Genomic DNA, 26,799 nt, shown 5'->3' on the forward strand with positions numbered 1-26,799 from the left:
ATCGGAAGAGGCCATGACCGCGACGAAGTTCGTGCTGCCCGAGAGTGACATCCCGACGACCTGGTACAACGTGGTTCCCGACCTGCCCAAGGGGCTGCCCCCGATGCTGCACCCCGGCACCCGGGAACCCATCACCGCGGCGGACCTCGAACCCCTCTTCGCCACCGGCATGATCGAGCAGGAGTTCACCACCGAGCGGGACGTGGACATCCCCGGCCCGGTGCTCGACATCTACCGGCAGTGGCGGCCCAGTCCGCTCGTGCGCGCCCGTCGCCTGGAGCAGGCCCTCGACACGCCGGCCCGGATCTACTTCAAGTACGAGGGGGTCAGCCCCGCCGGCAGCCACAAGCCGAACACCGCCGTGCCGCAGGCGTACTACAGCAAGCTCGACGGCGTGCAGCGGCTCACCACCGAGACCGGCGCCGGCCAGTGGGGCAGCTCGCTCTCGATGGCCTGCGCTTACTTCGGCCTCGACTGCGAGGTCTTCATGGTGCGGATCAGCTACGACCAGAAGCCGTACCGCCGGGGGCTGATGGAGACGTTCGGCGCGTCGGTCACCGCGAGCCCGAGCGACCGTACCGAGGCGGGCCGGGCGGCCCTCGCCGCCGACCCGGACTCCACCGGCAGCCTCGGCCTGGCCATCTCCGAGGCGGTGGAGGCGGCGATGTCCAGCGGTGGCGCCGCCAAGTACGCCCTCGGCTCGGTGCTCAACCTGGTGCTGATGCACCAGACGATCATCGGGCAGGAGGCGCTGCTCCAGCTCGCGATGGCCGACGACTACCCGGACATCGTCGTCGGCGCGGCCGGCGGCGGCTCGAACTTCGCCGGACTGGCCCTGCCGTTCGTGCGACGCCAGTTGGGCGGTGGCCCGACGGTGCGGTTCATCGCGGCAGAGCCGGCCTCCTGCCCGTCGCTGACCCAGGGCAGCTACGACTACGACTTCGGCGACACCGCCGGGCTCACCCCGCTGGCCAAGATGCACACCCTGGGCCACGACTTCCACCCGCCGGCGATCCACGCCGGTGGGCTGCGCTACCACGGCATGGCCCCGATCGTCAGCGCGCTGCGGGACATCGACCTCATCGAGGCGCGGGCCGTGCCGCAGACCGCCTGCTTCGAGGCGGGCGTGCTGTTCGCCCGCAGCGAGGGGATCGTGCCGGCGCCCGAGTCCACCCACGCCGTCCGGGTGGCGGTGGACGAGGCGCTGCGCTGCCGGGAGACGGGCGAGTCGAAGGCGATCGTCTTCTCCCTCTCCGGGCACGGCCACTTCGACATGCAGGCCTACATCGACTACTTCGCCGGAAAACTGACTGACTGACCTCGCCGGGGGTGGGTGCCGCTCCGGCGTCCACCCCCTGCGGAGACGAGCACCGGGGGTGCCATTGCACAGCGAAGCAGCGACCATCCTCGCCATCAACGGATCGGAGCGGGCCGGTGGCAACACCGACCACGCCGTCGCGTACGCGGGCAAGCTGATCGCCGAGCGCGGCGCGATCCTGCGCACCATCGCCCTACGGGAGCACCGCATCTCGCCGTGCAGCCCGTGCGGCGACTGCAACAGCCGTACGCTGCCCTGCCAGGTGGACGACGACGTCCCCGCCCTGGTGGAGCAGATGGCCGGCGCCGACGGGCTGATCTACGCGGCCCCGGTGCACGGCTTCGGCCTCGCCCACCTCATGCAGGTATTCATCGAGCGGGCGGGCGTCGGCTACCTGCGTTTCACCCGGCCGCTGGCCGACAAGGTCGGCGGCATCATCGTGACCGGGCGTCGGTACAGCGACTCCTCGGTGCACAACCAGATCGTCAACAACCTGCTGCTCAACCGGATGATCCTGGTGGGCAGCGGGTTCCCCGTCCTGTTGCGCAACACCACGGGCGCTCCCGGCCTGACCGACGTCGAGGGCGTCGACGCGCTGGAGCGGATGGTGCACCGGATGCTCGACATGGTGCAGCTGCTCAAGCAGCACCAGCGGGTCGACGGTGGGCCGGTCCTCCCGCGCCGCGACCGCAACGAACGCGTTCCGCGGCCCCGCCGCGCCGAAACCGCCCACACCAGAGGAGATATCGAGAATGTCCACTGAGCAGGTCGCCGCGCCGGTCGGCATCGACTTCCCGGCCACCGAGTGGGAGAGGTGGGACAAGCCGGGCGCCGAGGGGCGCGTCAAGATCTCGTACGTCGGGGGTCAGCGCCTGCGCCTGCTGGAGTTGCCGCCGGGCTTCGACGAGCACCACTGGTGCCTGCGCGGGCACACCGGCTACGTCCTGCAGGGCGAGTTCACCATCCACTTCCGGGACCGGTCGGTGCCGTGCCGACCCGGCATGGGCTTCGTCATCCCCGACGACGAGGAGCACCGGTCCCAGGGCAGCGACGCCGAGCCCACTGTCGTCTTCGTCGTCGACGAGGTCCCGCAGCCGTGAGCGACGAGCACCTGATCGCGCCGCAGGCCGGCTCTCCGCCGGCCGGCGGCGTCGACGGCCCGGCCCGGATCGCCGAGCTGCGGGTCGCCATCGACGCGCTCGACAAGCGCATCGTCGCCCTGCTGGCCGAGCGGACCCGGGTGGTGCAGGAGTTGACCGCCCACAAGACGGACGAGGCGACCGTCCGGTCACCCGAGCGGGCACGGCAGGTGCTCGGCCGGGTGCACGACCTGGCGTCCCGGCAGGGCATTCCGCCCGAGGTCGCGGTCGGCACCTACCGTGCGCTCATCGACGAGCTGACCCGGATGCAGCTCGACATGCTGCGGGCCCGCCGCGCCGCCGGGCCAGTGGCGGAGAAGTGATGAGCCACCGCCCGCCCGTGGACCTGCGGCACGCCCTGGCCAGCCTCGACCCGCTACCGGGCGAGCTGGTCCGCGTCGCCACGGAGCTGCCCGCCCGCTACGGCGTCTCCGCGCACTACGCCCGCTGGGCGGGCGCGCCGGCCGCCCCGCCCACCGGCGCCGGCCCGGCGGTGCTGTTCGACCGGGTACGCCCCGTCCACGGCCCGACCCGGGCGGTGCTGATGGGCCTCTACGGCACCCGCCGACGCGCCGCCGGCCTGCTCGGCTGCACGCCGGCCGAGCTGCCGCACCGGCTGCTCGACGCGGTGGCCGCCCCCCGCCCGCCGGTGCCCGCCCCCGACGCGTCCCGCTGGCCGCGCGAGACGCTGCCGGTGGACCTGACGGCGCTGCCGGTGCCGGTGCTCACCGACGAGGACGCCGGGCCCTACCTGACCCTCGGCGCGGTGCTCGCCACCGACCCGGACACCGGGGTCCGCAACCTGTCCGTGCACCGGATGTGCGTGCAGGGGCCTGACACGCTGACCATCTGGATGGTGCCCGGACGGGACCTGGAGCTCGCGCACCAGGCCGCTCTGCGCCGGGGGCGCCCGCTGCCGATCGCGATCCACCTCGGGCTGAGCCCGGCGGTGCTGCTGTCCTCCTGCTGCCCCACCTCGCTGGTCCCGCCCGAGGTCGACGAGCTGGCGGTGGCCGGCGCGCTCGCCGGTCAGCCGGTGGAACTGCTGCCCTGCGCCACAGTGGACGCCGAGTTCATCGCGCACGCCGAGTACGTCATCGAGGGCGAGTTGCGGGCCGACCGGGTGCCGGAGAGCGCGCACGGCTCGGTGGCCACGCCGGAGTTCCTCGGCTACCAGGGTCGGGCGCACCCCTCGTTACCGCTGATCCGCATCACCGCGATCACCGCCCGGGAGAGCCCGATCCTGCAGGCCGTCTCCGGGCCCGGGCACGAACAGTCGGTGCTGCTCGGCTTCGGGATGGAGGCCGCGGTGCTGGACCTGCTGCGTCGTCGGGGGACGCCGGCCCTGGCCGCGCACTGCCACACCGCGGGCGGCGGCCAGCTCATGGTGGTGCTCCAGTGGCCGGCCAAGCGCGGCCCGGAGGACGACCTCGCGGTACGCGCCGCCGCCGAGGCGGTGCTGGAGCGGTTCCGGATGGCCAAGCTGGTGCTGTGCGTGGGCGAGGACGTCGACATCGAGTCCGACCAGGACCTGTGGTGGGCGATGGTCACCCGCTTCCAGGCCGACCAGGACCTGCTGGTGCTGCCGGACCGGGAGGGCTTCCCACTCGACCCGAGCCAGCACACCGGCTACTCCCCGTCGCTGTCGGCCGACGGGCGCACGGCGAAGGCGGTCTTCGACTGCACCGTCCCGTACGCCCAGCATGCCCGGTTCCACAGGCCTCGCTTCACCGAGCCGTCACGTCCCGCACCGCCGCGGCCAGCAGCGCCACTCCCTCGGTGATCCGGGCGGTGGGCAGCGCCGCGTACCCGATCAGGAACGTCGGCTCGGTCGGCGGGCGGGTGACGAAGTAGCCCGAGGCCGGATAGACCCGTACGCCCCGCGCGGCGGCGGCGCGCACGATCTCGGCCTCGCCGACGTCGGGCGCGCCGCCCAGGGTCACCAGCACGTGCAGCCCGGCCGCCGTGCCGGAGATCCGCACCCCCGCGCCGAAGTGCTCGTACAGCGCCTCCAGCAGCCGGGCACGCCGCTGCCGGTAGAGGCGGTCCATCCGGCCGATGTGCCGGGCGTACGCGCCGGAGGAGATGAACTCGGCCAGCGCCTCCTGGGTCAGCGTCGGGGTCAGCCGGTCGGTGATCCACTTGACGCCCAAGAACGACCGGACGAGGTGCGGCGGCAACACCGCGTACCCGATGCGCAGCGAGGGGAAGAGCGTCTTGCTGAAGCTGCCGACGTAGACCACGTCCGCGTCCTGCGGGTCGGCGGCCAGCGACGGCAACCGCTCCTGCGCGAAGGTGAACTCGTTGTGGTAGTCGTCCTCCAGCACCGTGGCGCCGTGTTCGCGGGCCCAGCGCAGCAGCGCTCGCCGCCGCCGCTCGGACATGATGAACCCGGTCGGGAACTGGTGCGACGGGGTGACGTAGACCAGGCGTACCCGGGCCGGGTCGAGGCCGTGCGCGCGGACCCGGCACTCGATCTCGTCGACCCGCAAACCCTCCTCGTCGACGCCGACCGGCACCACCGCGGCCCGCGAGTAGCCGAAGATCTGCCGCAGCACGGTGTGGCTCGGGTCCTCGATGACCACCACGTCGTCGGGGCCGACGAGCAGCCGGACCAGGATGTCCATGGCCTGGGTGGCACCGCTGGTCACCACCGTGTTCTCCCGGGTGGCGTCCAGCGCGCGACTGCGCCGCAGCAGCGCGGTGATCTGGGCACGCAACGCCGGCGCCCCCTCGGCCGGCCCGTAGCCCAGGGCCACCGCGTCGGCCCGGCTCACGGCGTCGGCGAGCGACTGCCGCCACCGGGCCACCGGGAAGCTGGCCAGCGCCGGGGTGCCGTGCCGGAAGTCGTACGTCCCGTCCGGCCGGTTCATCGGGGCCGGTTCCCACGGCTTCCACAGCGGACTGCCGGCGTCGGTGGGCAGCGGGGGTTCGGGCCGCAGGTGCGCGCGGGCGGCGCGCTGGGCCGGCGGCGGCGCGTCGGTGAGGGCGGCGCTGACCCGCGTGCCGGAGCCGCGTCGCGAGGTGAGCACCCCGTTGGCCCGCAGCAGCTCGTACGCCCGGGTGACCACCGTCCGGGAGACCCCGAGCTGGTGCGCCAGCTCGCGGCTGGGCGGCACCGTGTCGCCTGGGCGCAGCCGGCCGGCCCGCACGGACCCGCTGATCTGGTCGCAGAGCTGCTGCTGCAACGGCACCGAACTGTCCCGGTCCAGTGTGACGAGGAGCTGGTCCGAACTCACCTGGACATGCTCCCCCGCTCGACGCCACCTGCGAGTCTAGTCGCGCCGGCGGGCCGAGCCGGACGGTCGGCGCAGCGGGGGTCAGGCTGCCCGGGAGGACCGCCGACGGGCCGGACGGTCGGTCTGCACGAACGTCGACAGCCGGCCGTCGACGAGTCGGCCGAGCACGTCCAGGAAGATCCTCCGGTCGCGCGACGGGACCGCGTCGAGGATGTCGCCCTGCAGCCGCGCGACGATCCGCCGGGCCTCGGCGACCAGCCGCTCGCCGTCGGGCGTGACGGTGACGATGCGGGCACGTCTGTCGGTCGTCGAGGTGCGGCGTTCGACCAGGCCGGCACGTTCGAGCTCGTCGAGGGTGACGACCATCGTCGTCTTGTCGATGCCGCACATGTCGCCGAGCTGGCTCTGGGTGAACTCGCCGGTGCGGCCGCGATCGAGCACGCAGTAGGCCCGCGTCGAGATGCCCAGGTCGGAGAGGGCGGCGGCGTGCTCCTGCGCCAGCGCGTGGGTGGCCCAGGACATCAGGAACATCAGGTCGGGCGTCGCGTCATCGGGGCCGGAGGTGCCGGTCGTCATGACGGCAGCCTAGCAACTAGTCCGTGACTCGAACTATCTCGCAGCGGAGTATCTCTCCGCCTGTCAGGAAGTTAAGAACGAGATAGTAAAGATCAGAACCTTCTGATACGGTTCGATCTCGACGCCCCCCTCCACAAAGGAGTCCTCTCATGTCCACGGAAGCCTCCACCCCCCGCGCCGACGTCGGTGCGTCGCGGGTGCGCAACCGGTCCATCGCCCTCGTGGTCGCCGTGCTCGCCGCCGTGGTCGTGTGGCTGATCGCCACCGTCGCCGGCGCGCCGCTCACCGTCGACCAGGGCGCCGGCCCCCAGGACGTCACGGTGCTCGCCGTGATCGTGACGTCCGCGCTCGCCGCCCTGCTCGGTTGGGGCCTGCTCGCGGTGCTCGAGCGGGTCTCGGCACGCGCCACGACCATCTGGACCGGAATCGCCGTCGCCGTGCTCGCGCTGTCGCTCGTGCCGGCATCCCTGGTCGACGCGGCGGCCGGCACCACTGTCGCCCTCGTGCTGATGCACCTGGCGGTCGGTACGGTCGTGATCCTGGGCTTCCGCCGGGCGGGTGCGCGGCGCGGCTGACGACGAGCGGCTGCCGCAGGTCAGGGTTCATGGGCTCTGACCTGCGGCTTTGTCGGATTTCAGCAGGTGATTTCTCGCCCGGCGAATGGTACGACTAGGTGCACGGAGGCGACGGCGGAGACAAACCCGGGAGTCCGCCGAGTGGGAGCCGTGGCGCCGTCGACAGTGGGGGCAGGCGATCAGGTCGGCGTTGTCCTGTCCAGTAGGAGGTACCGACCGTGCATCGCAGAGGCAGCACGACTCCGTACCGGCCGACTCGGATTCCGGGCGTCCCACTACCGCTTGGGACGGGACGACCATGACCGAGAGCAGCGAGAGCGCGTCCGCCGCGTACGAACGCGGTGTGGGGGCGGGGCGGATCGAGCAGCGTCTGCAGGGCCACGACGAGCACCTACGCCACATCAACGGTTCGATCGACTCGATGACGCAGGCGTTGCAGGCTCTCACCGAGGAGCTTCGCGCCAACGCCGCCCTCCTGAGCGCCAACGTGGCCTCGGGGCGTCGGGACGCCGTGGAGCGGGACAGGATCGCGGCGGTCCGCATAGAGGAGGCGGGCATCTTCGATTCCCGCAGTACGGTCCGGTGGACGAGGTGGCAGCGCTGGGTCGCCGTCGTCGGTGCCATAGTCCTGGTCGTGAACTTCGGTCTGGGGCTCTACCTGGCGTTCGGCCGCTGACCCCGCCTCATCTGCGGGTGCGGCTCAGCCCCAGCCCTCCGAGGCCCAGGGCGGCCAACCCCACCACGAGGGCCACGTACGCCCCGCCGAGCCCGTTGCCGGTGCCGATGCCGCCGTCGGAGGTCGCCACCACCAGCGCGCCGAGGGCCACGCCGAGCAGCCCCGCCGCCAACGCCACGGTCGCACCGAACAGCCCGCGGCCGGTGCCGACGCGGCTGGCGGGGCGGGCCAGGGCCAGCGCGCCGACGATCACCCCGGCCAGGCCCAGCAGGGCAGCAACGCTCGCCCCGAGTCGCCCGGCGCTCATGGTGGTCACGCTTGCCGCCAACGGCGCGGACGAGGTGTACGCGGCGGCCGGCGCGGCGAGACCGAATCCTCCCAGCAGGGCGGACGCGGCAGCGGTGCACAGCAGACGGGCCGGCTTCAGGTTTCTCGACGCGAACATGTACTTCTCCTTCGTCGTACGTCTCGGTGGTTGTGCTCGATCCTGTCGCCGGTTCGACCGCCGGTCGTCCGGCGGATGGAGGCTTTTCCCGCTGCCGCCACCGGCGTAGCCGACTGCCACGCACGGCGCAGGCGCCGCCGGCCTACCGCGGACGCGGTAGGCGCCTGTCGTTCGTGTGCAGGAGTCGCCCGCACCGCGCATCGGGCTAGGGTGCGCGCATGAGCACAGGGCGTGCCGGTGTGCGGGACTGGGCGATCGCCGTCGGTGTGGCGGCGGTGCTGCTGGTCGCCGGGCTGTCCGCGGACCACTCCACGATCGACAGCGAGCTGCTGGGTTATCCGCTGCTGGCGGCCAGCGGTCTGGCGCTGGCGGCGCGTCGCCGGGCGCCCGTCGCCGTCCTGGCCGTCACCGGGCTGTGCGCGGTGGGCTACCAGGCGGTCGGGTTCGACATGCCGGCCGTCGCCTTCCTGTTCGCGGTGTACACAGGCGTGCGGGCGGGCCATCGCGTCGTCACCGTCGTCGCCGCCGTGCTGATGCTCGTCGCTCTTCCCCTCACCGCCCTCGCCCCGCCGCAGGACCTGCCCCCGGGGGAGGCGTTCGCCCGGGCCCGGGGCGCGCTCGAGGTGGCCTGGCTGATCGCCGCCGGCGCCGCGGGTGAGGCGTTGCGGCAGGCCGAGCGGCGGGCGGACGAGGCCGAGCGCACCCGGGAGGAGACCGCGCGACGCCGCGCCGACGAGGAGCGGCTGCACATCGCGCGGGAGCTGCACGACTCCCTCACCCACCAGATCTCGATCATCAAGGTGCAGGCCGAGGTGGCCGTCCACCTGGCCCGCCGGCGCGGCGAGGCGGTACCGGAGGCGCTGCTGGCGATCCGGGAGGCCGGCCGTGAGGCGAGCCGGGAGTTGCGCGCGACCCTGGAGGCCCTGCGCGACGACGGCAGGAACCCGCCGCGCGGCCTCGACCACCTGCCCGAGCTGGTGGAGCGGGCCCGGCTGGCCGGGCTGGACACGACGTTGACTGTCGAGGGCGAACGACAGGCCGTGCCCGTCGCCGTGGACCGGACTGCCTACCGGATCGTGCAGGAGTCCCTGACCAACGTGGCTCGGCACGCCGCCGCGGCCACGGCGTCGGTCCGCGTCGACTACCGGCCGGACGCCCTCGCGATCCGCGTCGACGACGACGGTACGGCCACGCTGGCCACCGCGCCGACGCCCGGAGTCGGGCTGCTCGGGATGCGCGAACGGGTCACCGCCCTGGGCGGCCGCCTCCACGCGGCGCCACGCGACGAGGGCGGCTTCACCGTCCACGCGGAACTCCCCGTCGGCCCGCCCGCGTGATCCGCGTCCTGCTGGTCGACGACCAGGCGCTCCTGCGCAGTGGCTTCCGCGCGCTCCTCGACATCGAGGACGACATCGAGGTGGTGGCCGAGGCCGCCGACGGTCGTGAGGGAGTGGCCCTCGCCCGGCGTCACCTGCCCGACATCGCACTCATCGACATCCAGATGCCGGTGCTGGACGGCATCGAGGCTACCCGACTGATCGCCGCCGACCCGGCCCTGGCCGGGGTGCACGTCGTCATCCTGACCAACTACGGCCTCGACGAACACGTCTTCCACGCGCTGCGCGCCGGCGCCGCCGGGTTCCTCGTGAAGGACATCGAGCCGGAGGACTTCCTGCACGCCGTACGCGTCGCCGCGCGAGGTGACGCGCTGCTCGCACCGTCGATCACCCGCCGGCTCATCGACAGGTACGTCGCCGAGCCGCGCCACCTGCGGGCCCCCACCGGCCTGCGGGAGTTGACCACCCGGGAACGCGAAGCCGTCATCCTCGTCGCCCAGGGCCTGTCGAACGACGAGATCGCCGCGCGCATGGTGATCAGCCCGCTGACCGCCAAGACCCACATCAACCGGGCCATGGCCAAGCTGCACGTCCGCGACCGCGCCCAACTCGTTGTCGTCGCGTACGAGTCGGGTCTGGTGGCCCCGCGCCCCGACTGAGCCGGCGGCGCGCGGACCAGGGGCGGCGCGGGCGCTCGCCGCGGGGGGCCCGATTCGCCACGTGCCATGATTGCGCCCATGGGCAAGCAGCAGCACGTCGGCGGGGCCGACCGGGACAACGGGTTGGAAACCACTGCCGACCGTCCGACCGGTGATGGGGCGGACGCGCGGCTCGCCGTCGCACACGACCCCACAACGCCACAGATGACCCTCATCGACCTGGCGTCCGACGCGTCGGTCGCGGTCCGCAAGGCGGTCGCGGCCCGGCCGGACGCGCCCGCGCAGGCGCTGCGGTCGTTGACCCGCGACCATGATCGTCACGTCCGGGAGGCCGTGGCGCGCAATCCCGCGACCTCGGTCGGCAATCTCCTGCGCCTGGTCAAGGACGCGGACCGGTGGGTCCGCTGGGCCGTCGCCGGCAACCCGGCCTGCGACGAGTCGGTCCGCCGGGTGATGGCGGCCGCACCCGACAAGGAGCTTCGGGGCCTGCTCGCCGAGAGCCGCGACCTGGAGCCCGAGCTGGCCGCCCGGTTGGTCGACGACGTCTCACCCGAGGTCCGCGAACGGCTCGCCACCCACACCCACGATCCCGACGTCATCGTCGCCCTGCTGGCCGACCGCACCGTCCGCGTCCGCAAGGGGCTCGCCCGCAATCCGCGGACCACCGCCGCGCAGCGCAGCGCCCTGGCCGCCGACCCGGCAGTCGACGTGCGGGCCGCGCTGGTCCGCACCCTGGAGCTGGGCGAGGAGGATCTCGCGGGCCTGGTCGACGATCGTTCGGTGCAGGTCCGGCTGGCGATGGCCACGTCCGAGATCATTCCGTCGTACGTCCGGCAGACGCTTGAAGGCGACCCCGACGAGATGGTGGCCGCCGCGGCACGGGACTTCCGCCCCGGGGCCGGCGGCTCCCCGGTGGTGCGGGCGCCCCGCATCGGTTCCCGACGCTCCGGCACCGGCCCGGGCCGGCCGGGCCGCGCCGCGCGCTGAGGCCTGTCGACGTCGCCGGGGTCGTGCCACACCTGAGGTCGGCGGGCCCTGTGACAAGCGGCCCGCTCGGGCTACCGGCGCGACGCTCCGGCCTGCGACGGGGAGGGCGAGGTGGCGCGGGAACCGGTCGTGGACGGCGACGCCGCCTCGACCGGTAGATCCCGGCCCGCGAGGCGGCGGAGAAGCTCCCGGATCTGCCGCTTGTCCGCGGCGGGGACCGTGTCGTCGAGCAACCGCCGGCGGATGGTGCCGATGTCCGCCTCGACCTCGGCCAGCGCCCGGGGCGTCACGGCGGCGTTCGGCATCGCGAGCGGCCGGATCGCGGCGGCGATGGAGAGGCCGAGGGTGGCGCAGAGGCTACGGACCTTCGCCAGCTCGGGGTAGCGCTGCCAGTCACCGGCGAGCCAGCGGAACAGCGTCGAGCGGCTGACGCCGGTGTGGTGCGCGATGTCGCCGACGGTCCAACCGTGCTCCTCGCGGGCATCGTCGACGGCCTGGCGAACGAACTGCGCGAAGGCCATCTGAGGTGTCATGGGGTAGGTGTCCATCCTCAGTCGTGCCCTCCCACCCGGGATCGCCTCGGTGTACCCGGCTCGATGGTCAGTTCTGATCACCCATTCCGAAGACGGCGGTACCACTGATCGTCTACCAGCTTCTGTGGTGGCGCAGCGACGGCCGAGCCGACGGCCTACTCGTTCGAGGTGCGCCGGATACTCAAATGCCGTTCGCCCCCGTTGGTGGCCGGCTGTCGGGTTCACGGACTGTGACGGTCGCCGCAGCACTGCCGCTACGCCAGGTGATCTGGGTACCGTTCGTCGAATCAGGTACCGTCCCCTGTCACACCGTCTTCGCACCAACCTGGCTGCCCGTCACGGCGGGAGCCGCACCGGAGGGACACACTCGTGAGAGTCCGTAGCGCAGTCCGTCAGGCCGGCCTCGTCGCGGCGGTCGCCGCCCTGGCGTTGAGCGCGGGATGCGCCAAGAAGGATGACAGCGAGGTCCAGGCGAGCGGGGTCAAGCTGGTCCAGGCCGGCAAGCTGACGGTCTGCACCCACCTGCCGTACCCGCCGTTCCAGTCGAAGGACGCCAGCGGCAAGGTCACCGGGTTCGACGTCGACGTGATGGACCTCGTGGCCAAGGAGTTGGGCGTCGAGCAGACGATCATCGACACGCCGTTCGAGGGGATCAAGTCCGGTCAGGACCTGAACACCGGCAAGTGCGACGCGGCCGCCGCCGGCATGACCATCACCGCCGAACGGCAGAAGGTGATGAACTTCTCCGACCCGTACTTCGACGCCACCCAGGCGATGCTGGTCAAGAGCGGCAAGACCTACAAGACGCTCGACGACCTGCGGGGCAAGAAGGTGGGCGTGCAGGCGGCCACCACCGGCCGTGACTACGCCAAGAAGTTCGAGAAGGAGAAGGGCCTGCAGCTCGTCGAGTTCGAGGACCTCGCCGCCGAGCAGCAGGCGCTCGCCAACGGCCAGGTCGAGGCCGCCATCAACGACCTGCCGGTGTGGAGCGAGTACCTGAAGAAGAACCCGGGCGGGTTCCAGGTGACCGCCGAGTTCGACACCGGTGAGCAGTACGGGTTCTCGGTGAAGAAGGACGGCAACCCGGAACTGCTCAAGAAGATCAACGAGACGCTGGCGAAGGCCAAGCAGGACGGCTCGTACGACAAGATCTACGAGAAGTGGATCGGCAAGCGGCCGACCGCCTGATCGAAGCTCAGTGGGGGAGGGCGCGCGTGCTGTGCGCCCTCCCCGTCGACACACTCCGGGAAGGCAACGAGCCGACGTGAAGCTGCGACGCCGCCAGCGGGAACGACTGTCCCTCGGCATCCAGTACCTGGTCTTCGTCGCGATCATCGTCGCGGTGCTCGCCGCCGCGGACTGGGGCCGGTTGGCCGACGCGTTCTTCCGCGTCGACATCATCGAGTCGATGTTCCCGACGATCATCACCGTGGCGCTGCGCAACACGATCCTCTACACGGTGGGCGCGTTCGCCTTCGGCCTCGTGTTCGGCACCATCCTCGCGCTGATGCGGCTGTCCCGGGTGGCGCCGTACCGCTGGCTGGCGACCGCGTACATCGAGCTGTTCCGGGGCCTGCCGGCGCTGCTGGTGCTGTTCCTCGTCGGGTACGGCATCCCCATCGCCTTCCCGGAGCGGGAGATTCCCGGCGGCGTGTTCGGCTCGATCGCCATCGGTCTCGGCCTGACGGCGGCCGCGTACATGGCCGAGACCATCCGGGCCGGCATCCAGGCCGTGCCGAAGGGGCAGATGGAGGCGGCCCGCACCCTCGGCATGTCGCACGTCACCGCCATGCGGACCATCGTCATCCCGCAGGCGTTTCGGATCGTCATCCCGCCGCTGACGAACGAGCTCATCCTGCTCACCAAGGACTCGTCGCTGGCCTACGTGCTGGGCGTGACGGCATCGACCATCGAGGTCACCAAGTTCGGCCGGGACATGCTCAACGACCGGGTGAACGCCACGCCGCTGCTGGTGGCCGGCCTCGCGTACCTGGTCATCACCCTGCCCCTGTCCCAGGTGGTGCGCCGCCTCGAACTCCGCTACGCCAAGGCCCGGTGACCCGCATGACGACCACGCCGTCCCCTCCCGCCGTCGAGATCCGCGATCTGCACAAGTCCTTCGGGGCGCTCGAGGTGCTCAAGGGCATCGACTTCGAGGTCGGCCAGGGTGAGGTCGTCTGCGTGATCGGGCCGTCCGGCTCCGGCAAGTCGACGTTGCTGCGCTGCGTCGACCTTCTCGAGGAGCCGACCGCCGGCACGATCCGGGTGAACGGCGTCGAGATGACCGACCCGGACGTCGAGATCGACACCGTACGCCGGGGCATCGGCATGGTGTTCCAGTCGTTCAACCTGTTTCCGCACCTGACCGTGCTGAACAATCTCACCGTGGCCCAGCGGCGGGTGCTGCGGCGCCCTCGCGCCGAGGCCGAGCGGATCGCGCGGGCCAACCTGGAGCGTGTCGGCCTGAGCGACAAGGCCGACGCGTTCCCGGCGCAGCTCTCCGGCGGGCAGCAGCAGCGGGCCGCGATCGCCCGGTCGTTGTCGATGGAGCCGAAGCTGATGCTCTTCGACGAGCCGACCTCGGCGCTCGACCCGGAGCTCGTCGGCGACGTGCTCACCGTCATGCGCAAGCTGGCCGAGGACGGCATGACGATGATGGTGGTCACCCACGAGATGGCGTTCGCCCGGGACGTCGCGGACCGGGTCGTGTTCATGGACGGTGGCGTCGTGGTCGAGCAGGGGCCGCCGCAGGAGGTGCTGGGCGCGCCGAAGCACGAACGGACCCGCGCGTTCCTCGCCCGGGTCCTCGACCCGACCCGGGTGGAGCGGCTCGGTCAGCCCGACCAGTCGCCCGAGCCGCCCGAGACCCCCGGCCTGCCGGCCGACGACCGCCACACCGTCTGACCACGCCACAACGCCTGGTCAATCGACGTACGTTGTGATCTCGCGGTAATCTTCCTGCAACCAGACCTGTACTTTCGTCGATGGATTACATAAGTTGGGTTCATCCATCGAAAGTTCTGAGTCTTCCGAGCGAAGTCCGCGACGATCCTCACCGCAGTCGTGCTGCCGCCTTGTGCTCGGCGGTCGATGCATCCTGCCCTCGTCGTGTCTTCGCCCGGTCGGGAACGGAGACCCATGGACGATCACGCCGTTGGCTCCCAGCGCCACCTGTCCCGCCGATCACTGATCGCGACCGGGGCGCTCGCCGCCGGAGCGTTGGGCGCGTCCGCCCCCACGCTCGGTGGCGCGTTCGGAGGCAGCCCGGCCCGGGCCGCCGCCGGAGTGACCAAGAAGGTCACCATCTACGCCGAGCAGTTGCCCGGCGGGCTGTTCGGGTACGGCCTCGCCCCCGGCCAGGCCACCGTGCCGGGGCCGGTGCTGGAGATCTACGAGGGTGACACCCTGGAGATCACCCTGGTCAACACCACCGACCAGCGGCTGTCCATCCACCCGCACGGGGTGGACTACAGCACCGACTCGGACGGCAGCCCGCTCAACGCCTCCTTCAACAACCCCGGCGAGACCCGGACGTACGTCTGGCGCTCCCACGAGATGGTGGCCGCGGCCGGTCGCCGGTACATGCCGGGCAGCGCCGGCTACTGGCACTACCACGATCACGCGATGGGCACCGACCACGGCACCGCCGGAGTCGCGAAGGGCCTGTACGGGGCTCTGATCGTCCGCCGCCGTGGCGACATCCTGCCGGAGAAGCAGTTCACAGTCGTGTTCCACGACATGACGATCAACAACCGGATGGCCCCGGACACGCCGATGTTCGAGGCCAACCTGGGCCAGCGGGTGGAGTGGCTCGCCATCGGCCACGGCAACCTGTTCCACACCTTCCACCTGCACGCGCACCGTTGGGCGGACAACCGCACCGGAATGCTGGAGGGGCCGGCCGACCCGAGCCTGGTCATCGACAACAAGGACCTCAACCCGGGCAGCTCGTTCGGGTTCCAGGTGCTGGCCGGCGAGGGCGTCGGCCCCGGCGCGTGGATGTACCACTGCCACGTGCAGAACCACTCCGACGGCGGCATGGCCGGGATCTTCCTGGTGCGCAACGCCGACGGCAGCATGCCCCCCGGCGCCGAGGAGGCGATCCACCGGTTCCAGGGCCACACCCACACGCATGGAAGCTGACCGAAAGTGGGGACGGGGATGACCAGAGACGTACGACGAGCCCTCGCCGCGGTAGCGGCCTTCGCCACACTGATTCCGGGCGCGGCAACCGCCACGGCGGCGACCGCCGCGCCGCGACCCGTGGCCGCCCCGGCGGCACAGGCGTCCAGGACCGCCGTGCTCGTGTTCCACGGGCCGGTGGCCGATCAGCAGGACCCGGTGTCGCGCGCCGTCGACACCATCCGACAGCTTGCGGTCAGTCATGACATCGATGTCACAGCCACCACGGATCCGGGCGTATTCACGCAGACCGGGCTGTCCGCGTACCGCAGCGTGGTGTTTCTCTCCGCGACGGGCGCCGCGCTCAACCGCGACCAGGAGTCGGCGCTGCAGGGCTACATGAAGGCCGGCGGCGGCTTCGTCGGCATCGCCGACGCCGCCCGCGCGCAGGTCGACTCCACCTGGTTCACAGGCCTGATCGGCGCCCGTCCGGCGGGTGCCATCCCGCTCGCCGAGCCGGTGGCCGCGGTGACCGCCAGCGGCGAGAACCCGCCGACCGAGAGCAAGGAGAAGCTGACCGACGGCGACGCCAACACCAAGTGGCTGGTCCGCACCCCGACGGCGTGGGTGGCGTACCAGCTGGCCGCGCCCAAGCGGATCACCGGGTACGCGCTGACGTCGGCAAACGACTTCGTCGGACGGGACCCGAAGGACTGGACCCTGCAGGGCTCCACCGACGGCCAGAACTGGTCCGATCTGGACCGGCGCACCAACCAGACCTTCGCGGAGCGGTTCCAGACCCGCCGGTTCGACATCGCCACCCCGCAGGAGTTCACCCGCTACCGGCTGAACATCACCGCCAACAGCGGTGAGCCGCTGATCCAGCTCGCCGACCTGCGCCTGTTCACCGGCACGGCCACCGCGCCGCCGCCGACCCCCGTGAATCGCGCGGTGGTCGACATCCTGGACCGGAAGCACCCGGCCACGGCGTCGCTGCCCCTGACGATCACCCGGTCCGACCGCTGGGACAACTGGGACCCGAACCCGATCGGCAGCGTGCACACGCTCGCCCAGGTCGAGGAGCGGCACTACGACCCGGGGCCGGGAGCCAACGGCCCGTTCCACCCGGTGTCCTGGTGCCGGGACTACGACGGAGGCCGCTCGTTCTACACCGGCATGGGTCACACCGAGGGCAGTTACGGCGAGGAGGCGTTCCGCACGCACCTGGCCGGGGCGCTGAACTGGACCACAGGTCGCGTACGCGGCGACTGCCAGGCGACGATCGCCGCGAACTACAAGGTGGAGCGACTCACCGCCGCGAACCAGACCGGGCAGCTGGACCAGATCGGCGAGCCGCACGGGCTCACCATCGCGCCGGACGGCACCGTCTTCTACGTCGGCAAGGCGGCCTGCCCGAGCGGCCCGATCGCGGACTGGAACGACCCGAAGGTTGGCCTGGGCTGCGGCACCATCCACTCCTGGGACCCACGGACCAGGCAGGTCAAGCTGCTCACCACCCTGGAGGTGATGGGCAACCGGGGCAGCGGCTCCGAGTTGGTGAAGAACGAGGAGGGTCTGCTCGGCATCGTGCCCGACCCGAAGTTCGCCGACAACGGCTGGCTCTACGTCTACTGGATGCCGCACGAGTCGATCGACCGGGTCAAGCGGGTCGGGCAGCGCACCGTCTCCCGGTTCACCTACGACCGGGAGAAGCAGACCATCGACCAGGCCACCCGCAAGGACCTGCTGAAGTTCCCGGTGCAGATCCACAGTTGCTGCCACGCCGGCGGCGGCATGGCGTTCGACGCGAAGGGCAACCTCTACGTCGGCTCCGGCGACAACAACTCCTCCGAGGGGTCGCAGGGCTACTCCGGCAACAACTGGACGCAGGAGTACCAGGGCATCTCGTTCCAGGACGCCCGCCGCACGGCGGGCAACACCAACGACCTCGCCGGCAAGATCATCCGGATCCACCCGGAGGCCGACGGCACGTACACCATCCCGGAGGGCAACCTCTTCCCGCCGGGCACCGAGAAGACCCGCCCGGAGATCTACGTGATGGGCGTGCGCAACATCGCCCGCCTCCAGATCGACCCGGAGCACCAGTGGCTGACCGCCGGCTGGGTCGGCCCGGACGCCTCGTCGCCCAGCCCCACCCTGGGCCCGGCCAAGTACGAGACCGCCACCATCATCACCTCGGCCGGCAACCAGGGCTGGCCGTACTGCATGGGCAACCGGCAGCCGTACCGCGACCGCAGCAGTACCGACGCGACGGTGCTGACCGGCTGGTACGACTGCGGCGACCTGAAGAACACCTCGCCGCGTAACACCGGACTGGTGGACATCCCGGCGGCGCGGGACAACATGATCTGGTACTCACCGGACGGCGGCGGGCCGGTCTTCCCGAAGCGCACCGACGGCAGCGGCCTCCCGACGTACGTCGCGGCGGACGCCACCTACACGCAGCCGTACCTGCGCGGCGGCGGGCAGGCCATCATGTCCGGCCCCACCTACCACCGTGACCGGGTCGACCCGAACAGCACCGTCGCGTGGCCGGCGTACTGGGACGAGAAGTGGTTCATCGGCGACCAGTCGAACGCCGCTAACCGGGTCGCGGTCACCGTCGACCCCGCCGGCGTGCCGACGGCCACTCCGCCGGTGTACGCCGAGTCGCTGCGCGCCATCATCCCCAGCGGCAACGGCGACACCCGGCTGCAGAGCTGGATGGACGCCAAATTCGGCCCGGACGGTGCGCTCTACCTGCTCGACTACGGAGGCGGGTTCTTCAGCCTGAACCCCAACCAGAAGCTCATCCGGATCACCTACACCGGCGGGGCGCCCACCCCCGCACCCGCGGCGACCTCGGTGGCCGTGCAGAACAAGCCGTTGACTGTCGCCTTCACCGGCTCCCGGTCCGGCGGCGTGAGCCACCGGTGGGAGTTCGGCGACGGCGCCACGTCCACCGAGGCGGACCCCCGCCACACGTACGCCAAGGTCGGCGTCTACACCGCGAAGCTCACCGTCACGTACGCCGACGGCGAGACGGCGACCGTGCAGACCACCGTCACGGTCGGCTGCGCGGTGCCGGACTCCCGGGACACGGTGGGGCTCGGCGACACGGACACCGCGGTGCCCAGCCGTACGGTCGGGCAGGGGTGCACGATCAACGACCTGATCGACGACGAGAGCACCTGGCCCGACCACAACGCCTTCGTCCGGCACGTGAGCGCGGTGACCGGCGGGTTGCAGGACGACGGCCTGCTCAACGCCCGCGAGGCGGGCACGCTCACCCGCCTGGCCGCCGCGTCCGACATCGGCCGGGACGGGCGCACCGGGTACGAGCCGCTCTACGACGGCACCGCCGAGTCGCTGCGCGGTTGGCAGCAGGCGCCGACGGGATCGTTCAGCATCCAGCCGGACGGGGCGCTGCGCTCCAGCGGCGGCCTGGGCATGCTCTGGCACACCAGGGAGCTTGCCGACTTCTCGCTGAGGGTGCAGTTCCGCGACATCGCGCCGGGCACCGGCCGCGCCAACACCGGCGTCTTCATCCGATTCCCGGACCTGCGTACGCCGCTGGAGCAGCGGCCTCCGGGCAGCTGCGGCACTGTCGGGTCGGCCCGCACCTCGCCGGCCTGGATGGCGATCTACTGCGGACACGAGATCCAGATCTACGACGGGGAGACCGGCGAGCCGCAGAAGACCGGCTCGGTCTACAACTTCGACCCGGTGCCGCTCGCCCAGGCCGGCGTCACGCCGAAGAACGTGTGGAACGACTACGAGATCCGCGTGGTCGGGCAGCACTACACGATGATCCGCAACGGCGTGGTGATCAACGAGTTCGACAACACGCCGGGCAAGGAGTCCTCCCGGGCCGGCGACCCGCCGACCGACCTGCGGCAGTTCCTGAGCGGCTTCATCGGCCTGCAGAACCACGGTGACAACGACCTGACCGAGTTCCGCAACATCCGCGTGCGGGAACTCTAGGAGAGACCATGATCCGACGACTCACGGCCGCCGTGGCGGCGCTCCTGCTCACGCTCACGCCGCTGGCCGCGCCACAGGCCTCCGCCGCCCCGCGCGCCGCCGCGGACCAGGTGTTGACCTGGACGGCCGACGACAACACCACCCGCTACAAGTCCGTGCCCACCACGGCGGTGGCCGGCGCGGCGACGATCATCTGGGAGAACAGCGCGGCCACCGGCAACACCACGGGGATGCCGCACACGCTCACCTTCGACACCAGCACCGAGGGCTACAACCACGACGTCACGATCAACATCCTGGCCAGCCCGTTCGACGCCAACGACGGCCGCCACCAGGCGACGGTCACCCTGACCCCGGGTCGGTACCGCTACTTCTGTTCGATCCCCGGCCACAGCCAGATGGTCGGCGAACTGGTCGTCACCGACGGCGGGGGAGGCGACGACACCACGCCGCCGACGGTCACCGCCGCCGTGTCGGGCGACCAGGACCAGGACGGCAACTACGTCGGTACGGCAGCGGTGACAGTCACGGCCACCGACGCCGGCTCGGGCGTGGAGACCATCGAGTACCAGGTCGACGACACCAGCTTCCAGCCGTACACCCAGCCGGTGCAGGTAAGCGCGGTCGGCGACCACTCGGTGCAGTTCCGCGCCACCGACCAGGCCGGCAACACCAGCTCGGTCGGCTCGGTGTCGTTCCGGATCGTCGAGCCGACCGAGGAGGACACCACCGCGCCGGTGGTCACGGCCGCGCTGGCCGGCGACCGCGACGGCGACGGCAACTACGTGGGTACGGCCACCGCCACGCTCACCGCCACCGACGCCGGGTCCGGGGTCGCCACCATCGAGTACGCGCTGGACGGCGACGCCTTCACCGCGTACACGAGCCCGGTCGTGGTGACGGCGGTCGGGATGCACATGCTGCACTACCGGGCGACCGACGTCGCCGGCAACACCTCGGCCGAGCAGATGGCCCACTTCACCGTCGTCGCCCCGCCGGAGGAGGACGACACCCCGCCCACCGTGGCCGCCACGGTCACCGGCGAGCGGGACGCCGACGGTGCGTACGTCGGCGTCGCGACAGTCACCGTCACCGCGACCGACACCGGGTCGGGCGTGGCGTCGGTCGAGTACGCGCTCGACACCGGCGGCTGGACCGCGTACGCCGGCCCGGTCAGCGTCCGCACCGTCGGCGCGCACACCCTGCGGTACCGGGCGACCGACAGCGCGGGGAACGCCGCCGCCGAGCAGTCGGCGACGTTCACAGTGGTTGCCGACGGCACCGACGCCTGCCCCGCGTCCGACACGAGGGGCACTGTGGTCATCGACGGTGACGACACAGGCGTGGCCAACGTCGACACCGGAGACGGCTGCACGATCAACGATCTGATCGACGAACACGCCGACTACCCCGGCCACGCCGACTTCGTCCGGCACGTCGAGGCGGTCACCGCCGCGCTGGTGAGCGGCGGAACGCTCAACAAGCGGCAGCAGGGCGCCATCGTCCGGGCCGCGGCCCGATCGGACGTCGGCGCATGAGCACCCGAATCTCATCGACAGGGAGTACCACGATGCCCGGACGTACCGTCGCCAAGCTGGCCACCGTGACCGCCGTCATCGCCGCCTCGGTGCTGGCCGTGGCGCCCACCGCCCACGCCGACCTGGTCACCCACTGCATCGGCACCGGCGGTGCGGTGACAGTGCCCAACGACCTGCTCGTCCCGGCCGGTGAGTCCTGCGCGCTGACCGGCACCACGATCACCGGCAACGTCACGGTCGCCGCCGGCGCCAACCTGGTGGTCACCGGTGGCCGGGTCAGCGGTGAGGTACGCGTCGCCGCCGACGGCTACCTCGACGCCACCGAGACGAGCGTCGACGGCCAGGTGGTGCTGGCCGCCGGCGGGTACGGCGTCTACCTCTCCGACGCCCGGACCGGCGCCGTGACCGTGCGGCCGAAGGGTACGGCGACCATCGACAGCTTCCTGTTCGCGGAGGCGGCGACGATCGCCGGAAACGTCACGGTCGGCGCCGGCGAGGTCCGGCTCGACCGGGGCACCCAGGTGGAACGCAACCTCAGCAGCACCGGCACCTACTACACCGACGTGCACGACTCGTTCGTCGACGGCACCCTCTCGGTGCTCAACAGCGCCACCGGCAGTGTCGTGTGCGGCAGCGCGGTCCGGGGTCGGGCCACGTTCGCCGGCAACCTCGGCGGCGTCCAGCTCGGCCCGAACGGCGCGCTCGACAGCTGCGCCTCCGGCGGCTACTGGGGCGCGGACGTCAGCGTCACCAGCACCACCGGCGGTGTCACAGTCGACGACAACATCATCAACGGTGGGTTGACGGTGACGGGCAACAACCCGGCCGCCCAGGTGGCCGCGAACAACCGGATCCGCGGCGGCGTGACGGGTGACCAGGCCGCGCCGAGCGCCAACCGGGCGGCCCGGATGGCCGACGCCGACCGGGACGACGCCGGCGACCAGCGGGCGGAGACCCGTCGTACATCGGCGGTTCAGGAGGCCACGGCGGCCGGCGCCGCGAAGCTCTAGAGGAGTAGGTCCTGACCCTTGCCGGGGCGGTGGGCACAGCCGGCGGCCGGCGGTGACCGTCGGTTACCTCGGTCGGGACGGCTGCGGTGGTGAGCGGTATACCTCGGAGGTGTGAATTTGCCTCTGAGGTATACCGCTCAAGAGCACCTCGGCATGGCGGGTCGGGGGAGAGCCTCTCGCTCCTGGCGGGAGGGCAGGACTGGCCGCGGAGCCTCTCGACGCCGGGGATGTCGATCCGTTCGGGGTCGCGGGCCGTGGCGTACACCTTGGCCGCGCCGCGTTCGAGCAGTTGTCGGGTGAAGTGCCGGCCGATGCCACGGTTGGCGCCGCTGACCAGCGCGATCGAGCCCGAGATCTGCATGGTGTCCTCCGCTGTGATTCGACGCAACTCCGTACGCGACCTACGCTGGAACCTGACGTCGACGTGAGAGACAAGGTCGTGTGGCAGGGGTCACGGGCCATGGGGGAGGGGTCGTGCGGATCGGAGAACTCGCGAGCAGTACGGGTGTGTCGGTGCGCGCCCTGCGCTACTACGAGGAGCAGGCGCTGCTGATCCCCGGCCGGAGCGGCGGTGGTCAGCGCCACTACGACGAGGCGGCGGTCGACCGCGTCCAGCTCATCCAGACGCTGTACGCCGCGGGTCTGTCCAGCAGGACGATCCACGATCTGCTGCCCTGCGTCGACGCGAAGGTCAACACCCCGCAGTCCCGTGCCCTGCTGAACGCCGAACGCGACCGCATCGACCGGCAGATCGACCAGCTTGTCCAGGTCAGGGCCCGACTCGACGCGGTGATCAGCTCCAGCGAGGCCCCGGCCAACGGCTGCGTCTATGCGGACGCCACCCCGCGGTGATCGCCTCCGTGCTCAGTGTGCCCCGGCGACGGGCTGTCGGACGATCGCGGGCGGGGTGCCGGGGGTGAGGTCCGGGATGCCGTAGAGCTGGTCGAGAACCTGCATCGCGGCGCCGGCAGCGATGACGTCCGCGCCCAGGCGGGACAGGGTCACCATCGGGGCCAGCCAGTCCGCGCGCGGCACGTCGGTGCGGACGGCCCGCTCGACCGCAGGAAGGTAGACGTCCGCGTGGCGCAGCAGATCCGCACCGGCCAGCACCACGTGGGCGAGGTCGAGGGTCTGGAGCAGGTTGACGACGCCGACGGCCAGGACGCGGGCCGCGCGGGGGACGTCTCCCGCCTCGATGGCACGCAGGTGCACCACCTCCAGGCAGCCGAGACGTCCGCAGACGCAGCGGGGCCCGTCCAGGTCCACCACGGTGTGCCCGAACTCCCCGGCGTTGGTGTGCGCGCCCCGGTGGGCGGTGCCGCCCAGCCAGAAGCCACCGCCGATGCCGGACTCGACCATGATGAGCGCCGCGTCGCCGAACGTGGCGCCGTGCCGCCATGCCTCGGCGGTGATCCCGGCGGTGACGTCCTTGTCGAGGTGCACCGGCAGGCCCAGGTGCGCCTCGGCCAGCTCCCGTAGCGGGACGTCGTGCCAGTGCCGCAGCCCGTGCGCGTCCCGGACCAGCCCGTGCGCGTGGTCCAGTGGGCCGATCATGCCGATGCCCACGCCGGTCAGCCGGCTTCGCAGCTCGGTGCCGGCGATGATCGCCTCGATGCCGACGGACAGGGCGTCGAGGAGCTGCTCGGGGGTGAAGTCGGCGGGCAGGGGGCTGACCGTGGAGTGGTGCACGTTGCCGGCCAGGTCGACCAGGACCAGCCGCAGGGTGCGCCGGGCGACGTGCGCGCCGATCGCGTACCGGCTGTCGGGGACCAGCTCGTAGACGACGGCGGGCTTGCCGATACCCGGGCGGCGGACGCCAGCGGAACGGATCAGCCCGTCGGCGGTCAGGCGGGCGATGACCTTGGAGACCGCCTGCGGTGTCAGGCCGGTGGCGTGAACGACCGTGGAGCGCTCGAACGTCCGTACGGTGCGCCCCACGGCCATGACCAGCGCCTGGTTGTAGCCGCGCAGGAACGTCACGTCGGCTGTGGTGCGCGTCATCTCACCACCCTATTACGCAACGCTGTTGCTAAATTCGCTCGGTGAACGGACTGAGCAGAGGCCAGCGCCTGGCGGCGTTGGCGGCCCTGGCCCTGGGCGGCGTGGCGGTCGGCCTGACGGAGTTCGTGGCGATGGGTCTGCTGCCCGAGATGGCACGCGGCCTGCTCCCGCAGGAGTACGCCCGATCGTCGTCGGACGCGGTAGCCCACGCCGGTTGGATGATCACCGCGTACGCCCTGGGTGTGGTCGTGGGCGCCCCGCTGATCGCCGCCCTCAGCGCGCGCCTGCCCCGCCGCAGGCTCGTCCTGGGGCTGCTCGTCCTCTTCGCCGTCGGCACGGTCGCGTCCGCCACGGCCCCGACGTTCGAACTGGTGCTGGTGGCGCGGTTCGTCGCGGCGCTGCCGCACGGCGCGTACTTCGGCGCGGCCGGCCTGCTCGCGGCGACCCTGATGGGCCCCGGCAACGAGGCCCGGGGCTTCGCCACCGTGCTCGGCGGGCTGACCGTGAGCAACGTGGTGGGCGTACCGCTGATCACCCGGCTCGGGCAGGCGGTCGGCTGGCGTGCGGCGTACCTGGTGATCGCCGGGGTTTTCCTGCTCACGCTGCTGGCGGTGCTGGCGGTCGTCCCGGAGGTCGCCGCGGCGGCGGACGGCTCGCCGGCCGCCGAACTGCGAGCGCTGCGGACCTCGCAGGTGTGGCTGGTCGCGGCCACCGGGGCGATCGGCTTCGCCGGGTTCTTCGCTGTCGACTCCTACATCGCGCCGGTCACCACCGACGTCGCCGGCCTCTCCGCCGCGACCGTGCCGTGGGTGCTGGTCGCGGTGGGTCTCGGCATGACCGTCGGCAACGCCCTGGGCGGTTGGCTCGCCGACCGGGACCTGCGCCGCAGCATGATGATCGGCTTCGTCGCGATGATCGTCAGCATCGGTGTGTTCAGCCTCGTCGCGTCGAACCGGGTGGGCCTGTTCGTCGGCGCGTTCCTGGTCGGCGCGACGAGCCTCTACCTCGGTCCGGTCCTGCAGGCACGCCTGATCACGGTCGCGCCCGGGGCCCAGCTGATGGGCGCGGCGCTCAACCAGTCCGCCATGAACATCGCCAACAGCCTCGGCGCGGCGCTGGGCAGCGTCACCATCGCCGCCGGGCTCGGCTATCTCGCGCCGGCCCGGGTGGGCCTGATCCTGGCGGTCGTGGGGCTGGGCCTGGGAATCGTCAGCTTCGCCGCCGGACGTCGCCGCGACCGGGAACCGGCAGTCGTCGCGGGCTGACGGTCAGGAGACCGCGGCGGCCAGGAGGTCCCCGACGGCGGCACGGACGGGATCAGGATTCGCCCAGGACCAGTTGGGGTGGGCCCGGTTGGTGAGCAGGGCGAGCACGAGCCTGCGGTCCGGGTCGACGAGGAACGAAGGGCCGGCGAACCCGGTGTGGCCGAAGGTGCGCGCGGACGCGAGCCGGCCCATGAACCAGGGCTGGTTGAGCACCACGCCGAGACCGTGGGCGGCCGTACGGTGGGGGCGCTCGGGGTCGACGGCCGACTTACCCGCGTTGTGGTTGGTGAGCATCCTGCGCACGGTGCCGGCGGCGAGAACCCGTCTGCCCTGGTAGGTGCCGCCGTCCAGGAGCATCTGGCCGATCGCGGCGAGGTCGGTGGCGCTGGCGAAGACCCCCGCGTGGCCGGCGACACCGCCGAGGTGGTTCGCGACGTCGTCGTGCACGGTGCCCCGCAGCAGGCCCCGGGACGACCGGGCGTCGGTCGCGACCATCCGGGTGGCCCGTGCGTTGCCGGACAGCCAGGTGCTGGGTGTGAAGCCGGTGTCGTGCAGGCCGAGCGGGCCGGTGAGGTTGGCCTTGAGCGCCTGGTCGAGGCGTCTGCCGGTGGCCTTCTCGACGATCTTGCCGGCGACCATGAGCCCCACGCTGGAATAGCGGAACGTCTTCCCGGGCACGGCGCCGGAGACCAGCGGGGTGGTGAGGACGGCGTTCCAGCGCGCGGTGTTGTCGGGCAGCCCGGTGACCTTGGCGCCCACCGGGAGACCGCTGGTGTGGGTGAGCAGCATCTCGACGGTGACGCCCTCCTTGCCGGCGCCGGTGAAGCCGGGCAGGTAGTCGCGGACCGGCGCGCCCAGCTCGACGCGACCCTTCTCGACCTGCTGAAGCAGCAGGATCGCGGTGTAGACCTTCGTGACCGAGGCGAGGTCGAAGACGGAGTCGGGGCGCATCGCGACGCGTTGGCTCGCCGCGAGGAGTTTCGGGCCGGCCGCGTAGCGCAGCGCCTCCCCGACTGCGGTGTGCACAGTCGTCTTTCCGTCGACACGCACGACGGCGACGGCGCCGGGGAAGCCGCGATGCTGGACGGTCTGCGGCGAGGCGGGCAGGTGACGCCGCAGCAGGGCCGTCAACTGCGGGGCGTACCGGGCCTGGTAGGCCGCCGTCGCTCCGCCGCCGGGCGACGGGGAGGCGCTCGGAGTGCCCGACGCCTGGGTGTTCCCGGCCGCGCCGAACCCCACCCGGTTTCCCGCGGCGTCGGTGGCGGTCGCCGCGGCGCCGGAGTCGGCCCCGCCCGGCCCCGTGCCGCCGCCGTCACCGCACCCGGTGAGGGCGCCGGTCGCGGCGGCCAGGCCAGCTCCGAGCAGGGTGCGACGTGCGACAGGCATGCCGGTGAT

The 26,799-nt window shown here is 71.8% G+C and carries 23 protein-coding genes and 2 pseudogenes; 19 read left to right on the forward strand and 6 right to left on the reverse strand.

The genetic code is table 11. The features are described 5' to 3' along the window. Nucleotides 1-13 precede the first annotated feature (13 nt). Genes ACGFIE_RS24090 through ACGFIE_RS24110 form a run of 5 tightly spaced genes read left to right on the forward strand, consistent with a single transcriptional unit; the run spans nucleotide 14 to nucleotide 4,240 of the window. On the forward strand, nucleotides 14-1,318 hold the full coding sequence (locus ACGFIE_RS24090; RefSeq protein ID WP_393298173.1) for a TrpB-like pyridoxal phosphate-dependent enzyme: 1,305 nt from the start codon (nucleotides 14-16) through the stop codon (nucleotides 1,316-1,318). A 58-nt stretch (nucleotides 1,319-1,376) separates the two neighbouring features. Further along, a complete protein-coding gene (locus ACGFIE_RS24095; RefSeq protein ID WP_393298176.1) occupies nucleotides 1,377-2,081 on the forward strand; it encodes a flavodoxin family protein in 705 nt (234 codons plus the stop codon). Continuing rightward, entirely contained in the window at nucleotides 2,071-2,418 is a 348-nt protein-coding gene (locus ACGFIE_RS24100; RefSeq protein WP_007459010.1) for a cupin domain-containing protein, read from the forward strand. Before ACGFIE_RS24095 ends, ACGFIE_RS24100 begins: the two co-directional genes overlap by 11 nt. Beyond that, the gene (locus ACGFIE_RS24105) at nucleotides 2,415-2,780 is read left to right on the forward strand and encodes a chorismate mutase (protein WP_393298179.1); all 366 of its coding nucleotides are present in this window, start codon (nucleotides 2,415-2,417) and stop codon (nucleotides 2,778-2,780) included. Before ACGFIE_RS24100 ends, ACGFIE_RS24105 begins: the two co-directional genes overlap by 4 nt. Beyond that, on the forward strand, nucleotides 2,780-4,240 hold the full coding sequence (locus ACGFIE_RS24110) for a UbiD family decarboxylase (RefSeq protein ID WP_393298182.1): 1,461 nt from the start codon (nucleotides 2,780-2,782) through the stop codon (nucleotides 4,238-4,240). Before ACGFIE_RS24105 ends, ACGFIE_RS24110 begins: the two co-directional genes overlap by 1 nt. Here ACGFIE_RS24110 and ACGFIE_RS24115 read toward each other — a convergent pair. Then, nucleotides 4,185-5,696: a PLP-dependent aminotransferase family protein gene (locus tag ACGFIE_RS24115; protein ID WP_393298185.1), complete on the reverse strand. Its 1,512-nt coding sequence runs from the start codon at nucleotides 5,694-5,696 to the stop codon at nucleotides 4,185-4,187. The genes ACGFIE_RS24110 and ACGFIE_RS24115 overlap by 56 nt on opposite strands. Nucleotides 5,697-5,777: 81 nt before the next feature. Beyond that, nucleotides 5,778-6,272, reverse strand: a complete 495-nt coding sequence (locus ACGFIE_RS24120) for a MarR family winged helix-turn-helix transcriptional regulator (RefSeq protein WP_393298188.1) — start codon at nucleotides 6,270-6,272, stop codon at nucleotides 5,778-5,780. 149 nt (nucleotides 6,273-6,421) lie between these two features. On the opposite strand from ACGFIE_RS24120, the gene ACGFIE_RS24125 reads away from it, so the two are divergent. Then, nucleotides 6,422-6,847, forward strand: a complete 426-nt coding sequence (locus ACGFIE_RS24125) for a DUF6069 family protein (protein WP_393298191.1) — start codon at nucleotides 6,422-6,424, stop codon at nucleotides 6,845-6,847. Between the two features lie 298 nt (nucleotides 6,848-7,145). Then, nucleotides 7,146-7,523: a hypothetical protein gene (locus ACGFIE_RS24130; protein ID WP_393298194.1), complete on the forward strand. Its 378-nt coding sequence runs from the start codon at nucleotides 7,146-7,148 to the stop codon at nucleotides 7,521-7,523. Nucleotides 7,524-7,530: 7 nt separating this feature from the next. Here the strand turns inward: ACGFIE_RS24130 and ACGFIE_RS24135 are convergent, their stop codons facing one another. Next, a complete protein-coding gene (locus ACGFIE_RS24135; protein ID WP_393298197.1) occupies nucleotides 7,531-7,968 on the reverse strand; it encodes a DUF6223 family protein in 438 nt (145 codons plus the stop codon). 218 nt (nucleotides 7,969-8,186) lie between these two features. On the opposite strand from ACGFIE_RS24135, the gene ACGFIE_RS24140 reads away from it, so the two are divergent. The 3 genes from ACGFIE_RS24140 (at nucleotide 8,187) to ACGFIE_RS24150 (ending at nucleotide 10,951) form a co-directional block, all read left to right on the forward strand. Continuing rightward, nucleotides 8,187-9,305 (forward strand): sensor histidine kinase, encoded by a 1,119-nt coding sequence (locus tag ACGFIE_RS24140; RefSeq protein ID WP_393298200.1) that lies wholly within the window; start codon nucleotides 8,187-8,189, stop codon nucleotides 9,303-9,305. After that, a complete protein-coding gene (locus ACGFIE_RS24145; RefSeq protein WP_393298203.1) occupies nucleotides 9,302-9,964 on the forward strand; it encodes a response regulator in 663 nt (220 codons plus the stop codon). Before ACGFIE_RS24140 ends, ACGFIE_RS24145 begins: the two co-directional genes overlap by 4 nt. 78 nt (nucleotides 9,965-10,042) lie before the next feature. After that, a complete protein-coding gene (locus tag ACGFIE_RS24150) occupies nucleotides 10,043-10,951 on the forward strand; it encodes a hypothetical protein (protein ID WP_393298206.1) in 909 nt (302 codons plus the stop codon). 155 nt (nucleotides 10,952-11,106) lie between these two features. Here the strand turns inward: ACGFIE_RS24150 and ACGFIE_RS24155 are convergent. Next, a pseudogene (locus ACGFIE_RS24155) lies at nucleotides 11,107-11,499 on the reverse strand (multiprotein-bridging factor 1 family protein); the annotation flags it as partial. A 354-nt stretch (nucleotides 11,500-11,853) separates the two neighbouring features. On the opposite strand from ACGFIE_RS24155, the gene ACGFIE_RS24160 reads away from it, so the two are divergent. The 8 genes and pseudogenes from ACGFIE_RS24160 to ACGFIE_RS24195 all read left to right on the forward strand — a co-directional run bounded on the left by ACGFIE_RS24160 (nucleotide 11,854) and on the right by ACGFIE_RS24195 (nucleotide 22,990). Next, nucleotides 11,854-12,672 carry a basic amino acid ABC transporter substrate-binding protein gene (locus ACGFIE_RS24160; protein WP_363687282.1) on the forward strand — a complete coding sequence of 273 codons (819 nt, stop codon included), beginning with the start codon at nucleotides 11,854-11,856 and terminating at the stop codon, nucleotides 12,670-12,672. Nucleotides 12,673-12,748: 76 nt separating this feature from the next. Further along, nucleotides 12,749-13,543 (forward strand): amino acid ABC transporter permease, encoded by a 795-nt coding sequence (locus ACGFIE_RS24165; protein ID WP_266241319.1) that lies wholly within the window; start codon nucleotides 12,749-12,751, stop codon nucleotides 13,541-13,543. 5 nt (nucleotides 13,544-13,548) lie between these two features. Next, the gene (locus ACGFIE_RS24170) at nucleotides 13,549-14,388 is read left to right on the forward strand and encodes an amino acid ABC transporter ATP-binding protein (protein WP_393298209.1); all 840 of its coding nucleotides are present in this window, start codon (nucleotides 13,549-13,551) and stop codon (nucleotides 14,386-14,388) included. A 234-nt stretch (nucleotides 14,389-14,622) separates the two neighbouring features. Beyond that, entirely contained in the window at nucleotides 14,623-15,627 is a 1,005-nt protein-coding gene (locus tag ACGFIE_RS24175) for a multicopper oxidase domain-containing protein (RefSeq protein ID WP_363687278.1), read from the forward strand. Nucleotides 15,628-15,645: 18 nt separating this feature from the next. Then, entirely contained in the window at nucleotides 15,646-19,590 is a 3,945-nt protein-coding gene (locus tag ACGFIE_RS24180; RefSeq protein WP_393298212.1) for a ThuA domain-containing protein, read from the forward strand. A gap of 8 nt (nucleotides 19,591-19,598) precedes the next feature. Then, nucleotides 19,599-20,861, forward strand: a pseudogene (locus ACGFIE_RS24185) (OmpL47-type beta-barrel domain-containing protein); the annotation flags it as partial. Between the two features lie 299 nt (nucleotides 20,862-21,160). Next, nucleotides 21,161-22,138, forward strand: a complete 978-nt coding sequence (locus ACGFIE_RS24190; protein ID WP_393298215.1) for a hypothetical protein — start codon at nucleotides 21,161-21,163, stop codon at nucleotides 22,136-22,138. A 474-nt stretch (nucleotides 22,139-22,612) separates the two neighbouring features. Beyond that, entirely contained in the window at nucleotides 22,613-22,990 is a 378-nt protein-coding gene (locus tag ACGFIE_RS24195) for a MerR family transcriptional regulator (RefSeq protein ID WP_393298217.1), read from the forward strand. Between the two features lie 12 nt (nucleotides 22,991-23,002). Here the strand turns inward: ACGFIE_RS24195 and ACGFIE_RS24200 are convergent, their stop codons facing one another. Further along, nucleotides 23,003-24,139 (reverse strand): ROK family protein, encoded by a 1,137-nt coding sequence (locus ACGFIE_RS24200; protein ID WP_393298219.1) that lies wholly within the window; start codon nucleotides 24,137-24,139, stop codon nucleotides 23,003-23,005. 41 nt (nucleotides 24,140-24,180) lie between these two features. Between ACGFIE_RS24200 and ACGFIE_RS24205 the strand changes: the two genes are divergently transcribed. Further along, the gene (locus tag ACGFIE_RS24205) at nucleotides 24,181-25,404 is read left to right on the forward strand and encodes an MFS transporter (RefSeq protein WP_393298222.1); all 1,224 of its coding nucleotides are present in this window, start codon (nucleotides 24,181-24,183) and stop codon (nucleotides 25,402-25,404) included. Between the two features lie 3 nt (nucleotides 25,405-25,407). Here the strand turns inward: ACGFIE_RS24205 and ACGFIE_RS24210 are convergent, their stop codons facing one another. Continuing rightward, the gene (locus tag ACGFIE_RS24210) at nucleotides 25,408-26,790 is read right to left on the reverse strand and encodes a serine hydrolase domain-containing protein (RefSeq protein WP_393298225.1); all 1,383 of its coding nucleotides are present in this window, start codon (nucleotides 26,788-26,790) and stop codon (nucleotides 25,408-25,410) included. Nucleotides 26,791-26,799: the final 9 nt, after the last annotated feature.

Source organism: Micromonospora sp. NPDC049275 (genome assembly GCF_043197115.1).
GTDB lineage: Bacteria > Actinomycetota > Actinomycetes > Mycobacteriales > Micromonosporaceae > Micromonospora.